General features: G+C 71.6%; 9 protein-coding genes. 5 read left to right on the top strand and 4 right to left on the bottom strand.

Translation table 11 applies throughout. The features are described 5' to 3' along the window. Positions 1-761: FAD-binding protein (locus tag AB0H87_RS34005; RefSeq protein WP_360155200.1), on the bottom strand; the 761-nt coding region annotated here is incomplete at its 3' end. Between the two features lie 167 nt (positions 762-928). Here AB0H87_RS34005 and AB0H87_RS34000 point away from each other — a divergent pair. Together AB0H87_RS34000 and AB0H87_RS33995 are read left to right on the top strand one after the other, a co-directional pair. Then, entirely contained in the window at positions 929-1930 is a 1002-nt protein-coding gene (locus AB0H87_RS34000; protein WP_360155197.1) for a Gfo/Idh/MocA family oxidoreductase, read from the top strand. Positions 1931-1933: 3 nt separating this feature from the next. Then, positions 1934-2785: a DUF4253 domain-containing protein gene (locus tag AB0H87_RS33995; RefSeq protein WP_360155194.1), complete on the top strand. Its 852-nt coding sequence runs from the start codon at positions 1934-1936 to the stop codon at positions 2783-2785. On the opposite strand, the gene AB0H87_RS33990 is transcribed toward AB0H87_RS33995, so the two are convergent. Beyond that, on the bottom strand, positions 2744-3157 hold the full coding sequence (locus tag AB0H87_RS33990) for a DUF6069 family protein (RefSeq protein WP_360155191.1): 414 nt from the start codon (positions 3155-3157) through the stop codon (positions 2744-2746). The two genes, AB0H87_RS33995 and AB0H87_RS33990, sit on opposite strands and share 42 nt — an antisense overlap. Further along, complete coding sequence (locus tag AB0H87_RS33985) at positions 3154-4128, bottom strand: RNA polymerase subunit sigma-70 (RefSeq protein WP_360155188.1); 975 nt, start codon at positions 4126-4128, stop codon at positions 3154-3156. The genes AB0H87_RS33990 and AB0H87_RS33985 overlap by 4 nt, the downstream gene beginning before the upstream one ends. A 133-nt stretch (positions 4129-4261) precedes the next feature. Between AB0H87_RS33985 and AB0H87_RS33980 the strand changes: the two genes are divergently transcribed. After that, entirely contained in the window at positions 4262-5173 is a 912-nt protein-coding gene (locus AB0H87_RS33980) for a hypothetical protein (protein ID WP_360155185.1), read from the top strand. Here the strand turns inward: AB0H87_RS33980 and AB0H87_RS33975 are convergent, their stop codons facing one another. Continuing rightward, the gene (locus AB0H87_RS33975; protein ID WP_360155182.1) at positions 5174-5482 is read right to left on the bottom strand and encodes a hypothetical protein; all 309 of its coding nucleotides are present in this window, start codon (positions 5480-5482) and stop codon (positions 5174-5176) included. A 160-nt stretch (positions 5483-5642) separates the two neighbouring features. Here AB0H87_RS33975 and AB0H87_RS33970 point away from each other — a divergent pair, with 160 nt between their 5' ends. After that, positions 5643-7145: an alkaline phosphatase D family protein gene (locus AB0H87_RS33970; protein WP_360155203.1), complete on the top strand. Its 1503-nt coding sequence runs from the start codon at positions 5643-5645 to the stop codon at positions 7143-7145. Between the two features lie 95 nt (positions 7146-7240). Continuing rightward, a complete protein-coding gene (locus tag AB0H87_RS33965) occupies positions 7241-8080 on the top strand; it encodes an alpha/beta hydrolase (RefSeq protein WP_360155179.1) in 840 nt (279 codons plus the stop codon). The last annotated feature ends 57 nt before the right edge of the window (positions 8081-8137 follow it).

Here is an 8137-nt window from a genome sequence, read left to right as displayed (position 1 = left end):
AACAGCTCGGGCACGTCGGGGATCGGCGGGAACCGCAGCAGCCGGAAACACGTCGTCGCGGCCTCCGGCGCGGTGACCGACCACGGCGCCCAGGCGCTCAGCACCCGCCGGGCCTCCGCGATGTCCCAGACCATCATCCCGGCGTACGCCGTCTCGATGGGAAACAGGGTGAACTCGATCGCCGTGACGACGCCGAAGTTGGCCGCGTTCCCGCCGCGCAGCGCCCAGAAGAGGTCCGGGTGGTGCTCCGCGTCGGCACGGACAATGGTGCCGTCCGCGGTGACCAGCTCCACGGCGGTCACGGTGTTGGCCGCGAGGCCGTGGGCGCGGGCGTACCAGCCGAGCCCGCCGCCGAGCAGGTAGCCGACGACTCCCGCGTCGGTGCTCGAGCCGTGCAGCGCGGCCAGGCCCTGTTCGGCGGCCTTCTCGACGACCGGCAACCAGACGTCGCCGGCGTGCACCCGCGCGGTGCGGCCGTTGATCTCGATGCCCTTGAGTTCCGACATCCGCATCAGCACCGTGCGGGACAGGTCGACGCCTTCGAGCGGGTGCGCGTTGTGCCCGGTGCCGAGCGGCGCGACCCGCAGGCCGGCCCGCGCGGCGGCACGGACCACGGCGGCCACCTCGTCGACGGTGCGCGGAAAGACGACCGCGGCGGGCCGGATGTCGACGGCCAGCGCCCAGGTCGTCCGCGCCTGCTCGTACCCCTCGTCGTCCGGCAGGTAGACGCCACCGCCGGCTAGTCCCTTATCGATGTTCACTTCTCGCTCCCCCGTCACGTACACCACAAGCTTGGTCCTTCTCATTCTGAGAGTAACCCCGAGGCGAGCCCTGTCAGGCCGTCGTGACGGGGATCTCGTGGGTACGCGAAGCGGCCGCGCGCGTGCTATGACCTCAACACACCCCTGTGCGACAAGGAGAGCCCCGCATGCGATTCGGACTGGTCGGCTACGGGTTCGGCGGCCGCTACTTCCACGCACCACTGCTCGCGTCGGCCCCCGACATCGACTTCGCCGGCGTGGTGACCCGGTCGCCGGACCGCCGGGCCGAGCTCGGGAAGGAGCATCCCACCGCCGCGGCCTACGACTCGCTGCGGGCGCTCGCCGCCGACGGTGTCCAGGCCGTCGCGATCTCGACCCCGGCCGACACCCACGCGCCGCTGGCCCTCGAGGCGATCGGGCTCGGGATGGCGGTCGTCGTGGACAAGCCGTTCGCCCTCGACGCCGCCGAGGCCCGCTCCGTGATCGAAGCGGCCGAGCAGGCGGGGGTCGCGCTCAGCGTCTACCAGAACCGGCGCTGGGACTCCGACCTGCTGACCGTGCGGCGCCTGATCGACACCGGCGCACTCGGGGACGTCAGCCGGCTCGAGTCACGGTTCGAACGCTTCGCACCCGACCCGGGCCCGCCCGCGGCCGGCGGCGGCACCCTGCGCGACTTCGGTGCACACCTGGTGGACCAGGCGCTGTTGCTCTTCGGGCCGGCTGAGCACGTGTACGCGCGAATGACGGCCCGCGACGACGACTTCTTCATCGCCATCCACCACGCCGGCGGTGCCCATTCGCAGCTCTCGGGCAGCTGGGTCCAGGGCGCTCCCGGTCCACGGTTCCGCGTCACGGGCACGACCGGCACGTACATCGTCGACGGGATGGACGGCCAGGAGGCCCACCTCGTCGCCGGACGCACACCCGCCACCGAGGGCGACCGGTGGGGCACCGAACCGGAGCACCGCTGGGGCCACATCTACCGCGGCGGGCCGGGCGAGCCGGTGCCGACCGAACGCGGCCGCTGGGACACCTACTACCCGGCCTTCGCCGCCGCCGTCCGCGACGGCACACCGGTCCCCGTCGACCCCTGGGACGTCCTCCGCACCACCGAGGTGCTGGACGCCGCCCGGGCCAGCGCCGCGGCCGGCACCACCACCAGACTCTGAGTTGTGACAAACGACCTCGACCAACTAGAAGCAGCTTTCGCGGGTACGCCGTTGGCCGGCCTGACGATCGGCCACGGCCCGGCAGGCACCGTCCTCCTCCCGCACGTCGACCCTGACCGGCTGCACGAGGTGTGGCAGGCGGCCGACGCGCTGGCGCCCGCTGTCGGGCGCCGGCCCATCCTGGTCACCGACGACTTCGACGACGCGCTGCGAATGTGGCCCCAGCCGCAGCCGGGTCCCTCGGACTCGGAGTTGCGCGCGTTCGCCGAGGCGGCCGAGGGTTCCGATCCCTGGGCGGCCTACCGCCACTACAGCGAGGACGACCATGTCGACGAGGGCGGGGCCAAGTATTACGCACGCAACCGGTCCGTGGACCTGACGGCGCTGGTGTCGGACGTCGCGCTGCCGACCACCCGCCCGGAGTTCGAGCGGGAGCTCTACGACCGGCTGCTGGCGGACGGGGACCTGCATGCCCAGGTGCTGGACAGCGTGCGGTACGTGACGCAGACCGACTACTGGTACACGCCCGACAGTGTCCTGCTCATGCTGGTGCCCACCGACGACGTCCGCGGCTCCGGTTACTGGGTGGACTTCTGGGGCGCGCTCACCCGGGACTACCAAGTAATGCTCGCCGAAGTGCTGGCGCAATGGCGGCAGCGGTGGGACGCCCGCCTCGTCGCTTCCTGGGGCACCATGCTGCAGTTCCAGGTCGGTCGCCGCCCGACACCGGGTGACGACGCGTGGAGCGCCGCCGGCCAGCTCAAGGCCCTCGCCCCGAACCTCGAGCTCCGCCGGTGGGAGGTCGCCGTCGCCTTACCGGCCGGCGACGCGTGGTTCGTCCACAGCCGACCGTGAGCTGCGCAGCTTCCGCGCGAGGGCGCTGATCATCACCGCTGCGGCCAGGAGGTGCAGCCCGACCAGGGTGGCCGTGGTGGCGGCGTTCGCCCCGATCACGAGCGGCGGGACCAGCGAGAGAGCGGTCAGCGCCACCGCCGTCCACACGAACCGTTCCGCGGGGCGGGCGCTCCAGCGGCGCAGCACGGCGGCGATGACGACGCCCACGACCGAGAAGAGGCCGGTCAGCACGGCGATGCCGGGCAAGGGGATCGTCTCGCCGCCGTCGGGGACCTCGAAGTCCACGCCGACGGCCCGGGCAAGCGCGGCGGTGAGGGTGGTGACCACCATCGCCGCCAGCGTGGCGAGGAGGCCCGTGACGGCGAGCTTCATCGCCCGTCCGCCGGGAGGCGCGCCGGCAGGCCGAGGCGCGGGAACCGGTCGGCGTGGAACGTGACGATCTCGGTGATCGCCCCGCCGCTGAGGCGCAGGACGTCGACCGTCAGCGGCAGGTAGGCGTCCTGCCCCTCTTGCCACTGGTAGACGGCGACGGCCGGCTGCCGGTTCGCTGACGTCGGCATGGCTCGCAGACCAGCCATGCCCTCGAAGCCGCTCTCCTTCCAGTCCTTCACCACCGCGTCGCGGCCGACGCACAAACCAGGCGTGGGTGGCATCGAGCAGCGGACGTCGTCGCGCAGCAGGTCGGCGATCGCGTCGACGTCCGTGGCCACGCTGGCTTCGGTGTAGCGGCGCACCAGTTCCCGCGTCGCCGCGTCCTCCGAACCGCCGCCGGTCCAGTCCTGTCGCTCGGCGGGCAGGTGCTCGCGCATGCCGGCACGGGCCCGCTGCAGCGCGCTGTTCACCGAGTTGACGGAGTCGCCGAGGAGCTCCGCGACGTCCTTGGCCGGCCAGCCGAGCACGTCCCGCAGGATGAGCACGGCCCGCGGGCGCGGTGCGAGATGCTGGACCGCGACGACGTACGCCAGCTCGATCGTCTCCCGCGCGACCGCGACGGTCTCCGGTTCGTCCGCGCCGCCCGCGGGCAGCTCGTCGAGCAGCCGGTCCGGGTACGGCTGCAGCCACCGCACCTCGCCGCCGGTCGCGGGCTCCGGGCGGCTCCGGGCGAGCAGGTCCAGGCAGGCGTTGGTGGCGATCCGGTACAGCCAGGCCCGGAACGTCGACCGCCCCGCGAAGGTCTCCCGCCGCCGCCACGCCCGCAGGAACGTCTCCTGCACGGTGTCCTCGGCGTCTTCGAACGACCCGAGCATCCGGTAGCAGTGCACGTGCAGCTCCCGCCGGTGCCGCTCCGCCAAGCCCGTGAACGCCGGTTCGTCGACCTCGGCCAGCCGCATGTCCCCACCCATCACGTCATCCTTCCGCCTCGCTCGTGTGCCGTCGTAGGTATGACGGCCGGCGGCGCGAGAACTCATCACCAGGGGCCGCGATCGACCGTCTACTATCGCAACCGTGCGAGTTCATAGGCGACTGACGATTGTCATGGCATTGATCCTCGGCCTGCTGGCGCTGCCCGCGAACCCAGCGCAAGCCGCCTACTACAACACGTACACCGACATCGCCAGCACTCCGAACACGAGCTGCTGCACCGGCGTCCAGGGTTTCGCCGCCGGGTCCACGTACCTCTACTCGATCAAGAACCACACCAACTACGACGACCTGTCGGTCATCTACCGCGTGCACAAGACCACCGGCGAGCGGGTGCTGATGACGAACGGCACCAACAACACGTCGACCAACCCGTGGCTCGGGCACGCGAACGACATCACGATCGTCGACATCGACGGTGCGCACCACATGTTCGTCGTCACCATGAACGCGACCGGCGCGCAGCTCGTGCGGCTGCGCTACGACGGCACCACCTACTACCACGCCGGGTCGTACCAGCTGCGGCTCAACGGGGCCGTCGCGGCGCCGTCCGGGGTCCATCGCGTCGCGGTCACGAGCACGACGATCACGTTCATGTTCAAGAGCGGCCGGACGGTCTACAACGGCAGTCTCCCGCTGCGCGCCTCCTCCGGGACCATCAACCTGACCAAGGCGTTCGACCTGCAGGTCGAGGGCGCCCTCGTCAACGGCGCGCCGGTGCCGGACCTGACGACGTTCGCCAACCAGGGCTTCTTCTACGACGCGGCCAAGAAGGTCCTCTACTACCCGCTGACCAAGGACAACCGCAGCATCGTGCTGGTCTACCGCAACGTCTCGCCGACGACGACCGGCACCGCGCCCGCGGCCGGCGACCTCTCGTTCCGCATCACGTCGTCGGCCTACACGACCTTCGAGATCGAAGGCGTCGGGATCAGCGACGGCAAGCTGTACTTCAACACGAACCGGGCGAACTCGAGCGGCTCCCACGACGGGGTCCACGTGTTCAACGGCTACGTCGCGGCCTGACTAGTAGCGGCGGCGCCGGAGCGCGACGACGACCGCGGTCGGGATGATCACCGCGAGCACGGCGAGGGCGACCAGCGAGACCACGGGCCACCCGGCGGGTTCTGGAGGCGCGGGGCGGGCGGTCTGGCCTTCGGCCGAGGGCGCGAAGGCCAGCACGGTGACGACGATGACGGCGACCGCGATGGCGCCGGCCCGGAGCAGCCGGCGCAGCACCGCGGCACGCTCGGTGGGCTGCGACACGGCGAGCCTTCCGGTGGGCGTCCGGGTACGTCCACACGGTAGCCAGCCGTACGCCGGATCGACGCTCATTTAACAGTCATCTAATCCAGACTTGCGAATACGCTATTCCATGGTGACTTCACCGCGTGGCCATCCAGCCGTCGCCCGCCGCCGGTAGGACAGGGACCGACAACACGTCCCCATCGGAGGGAGCCCTCCCTTGTCCGCACCGAACTGGAGCCGGCGTGGCCTGCTCGGCGCCGCCGCGGCCCTCGGCACCACGGCCGCGCTCGGCGGCGCCCCCGCGCTCGCCGGCGGCGCCCCCGCGCTCGTCCGCCGCGGCCGTCCCGTCCTCACCCACGGCGTGCAGGCCGGCGACGCGGTCGGCGGCGCCGCCAACATCTGGACCCGCGCGGACCGCGCCGGCCGCATGATCGTCGAGGTCAGCGACAGCCCGGACCTGCGGCACGCGCGCACCGTGCTCGGACCGCTGCTCGGCCCCGGCACCGACTTCACCGGCCGCGCCAAGGTGCGCGGCCTGCGTACCGGCGACAAGACGTTCTACCGGGTCCGGGTGGTCGGCGACCACGGCGCCGAGAGCGAGCCGCTGACCGGGTCGCTGACGATGCCCGGCGGCAAGGACGGCGTCTCGTTCGTCTGGACCGGTGACATCGCCGGCCAGGGCTGGGGCATCAACCCGGACATCGGCGGCATGCGGATCTTCGAGGCGATGCGCCGCGTGCGGCCGGACTTCTACCTGTGCAGCGGCGACACCGTCTACGCCGACGGCCCGCTGACCGAGTCCGTGACGCTGGCCGACGGGCGGGTGTGGCGCAACGTGGTCACCCCGGAGAAGAGCAAGGTCGCCGAGACGCTCGCCGAGTACCGCGGCCAGTTCTCCTACAACCTGCTCGACGCCAACGTGCGCCGGTTCTTCGCCGAGGTGCCGCAGCTCAACCAGTGGGACGACCACGAGGTCACCAACAACTGGTACCCGGGCGAGATCCTCGACGACGCCCGCTACACCGAGAAGCGCGTCGACGTGCTGGCCACCCGCAGCCGCCAGGCCTTCTACGAGTGGACGCCGATCACGCCGGGACCGGTCTACAAGAAGGTGTCGTACGGCCCACTGCTCGACGTCTTCATCCTCGATATGCGGACCTTCAAGGACGTCAACGACGGCAACGTGTACGCGGACCGCAGGCGCGGCCTGCTCGGCGAGCCGCAGCGCCGCTGGCTGACCGAGGAGCTGCGCAGGTCGAAGGCGACCTGGAAGGTAATCGCCAACGACCTGCCCCTCGGCCTGGTCGTGCCGGACGGCGCCACCGCGCAGGAGGGTGTCGCGCAGGGCGACCCGGGCGCGCCGCTCGGCCGCGAGCTGGAGTTCGCCGGCATCCTGAAGGACGCGCACCGGCACGGCGTCAAGGGCATCGTGCTGGTGACCGCGGACGTGCACTACACGGCCGCGCACCACTACGACCCGGCGCGGGCGGCGTTCGACGACTTCACGCCGTTCTGGGAGTTCGTCTCCGGCCCGGCCAACGCGGGCGCGTTCGGCCCGAACGCCCTGGACGGCACGTTCGGCCCCACGGCCGCGTTCGTGCACGCTCCGCCGGTGGCCAACACCTCGCCGCTGGACGGCTTCCAGCACTTCGGGGAGATCCGCATCGACGGCCGCAGCCGCGACCTGACCGTCAAGCTCCGCGACATCGACGGCGCCGTCCTGTGGAGCCGGACGCTCCGGAACATGTGACCTAGCGGACCCTCCCGAAGATCCGAACGGTCGCGCAGACTCGGACCGGCGACCGTGCTCTCCGGCCGCCGGTCCGAGCTCAGGAGGACTTGCACATGTCCCTCACATCCGATCTCCAGCAGATCACCGACGCCAACGCCACCGGTCGGCAGCCGGTCGTCTTCGTACACGGTCTCTGGCTGCTCCCGACCAGCTGGGACCGGTGGGCGACCCTGTTCGCCGAAGCCGGCTACGCGCCGGTCGCCCCCGGCTGGCCCGACGACCCCGACACCGTGGCCGAGGCCAACGCCCACCCCGAGGTGATGGCCGGCAAGAGCGTCGGCCAGGTCGCCGACCACTTCTGCGAACTGATCGGCAAGCTGGACCGCAAGCCCGCCATCATCGGCCACTCGTTCGGCGGCCTGCTCACGCAGATCAGCGCCGGCCGCGGCCTGTCCGCGGCGTCGGTCGCCATCGACCCGGCGCCGTTCCGCGGCGTGCTGCCGCTGCCGTTCTCGACGCTGCGCTCGGCCGCGCCCGTGCTGGGCAACCCGGCCAACTACCACCGCGCGGTGCCGCTGACGTACGACCAGTTCCGCTACGCGTTCGCCAACGCGGTCAGCGAGGACGAGGCACGGTCGCTCTACGCCGAGTTCGCGGTGCCGGCGCCGGGCGAGCCGCTGTTCCAGGGCGCGTTCGCCAACCTCAACCCGTGGACCGAGGTCAAGGTCGACACCGAGACCGCCGAGCGCGGCCCGATGCTGGTCCTCTCGGGCGAGAAGGACCACACCGTGCCGCACGCGATCGCGCACGCGTCGTACGAGCGGCAGGCCCGCAACACGCACGCGGTCACCGAGTTCGCCGAGGTGGCCGGCCGCGGCCACTCGCTGACGATCGACAGCGGCTGGCGCGAGGTCGCGGACACCGCCCTCGCGTTCGTCCGGCGCTTCGTCTAGAACTCTTCCCAGGTAGCCGGGTCCTGTCGCACGGGCACGCCGACGTCGAGGGCCGTG

Origin of the sequence: Asanoa sp. NPDC050611 (genome assembly GCF_040654855.1) — a bacterium.
In the GTDB taxonomy this organism is placed as follows: Bacteria; Actinomycetota; Actinomycetes; order Mycobacteriales; family Micromonosporaceae; genus Asanoa.
The sequence above is the reverse complement of the archived record's forward strand: the minus strand, read 5'-3'. Positions and strand labels throughout refer to the sequence as shown.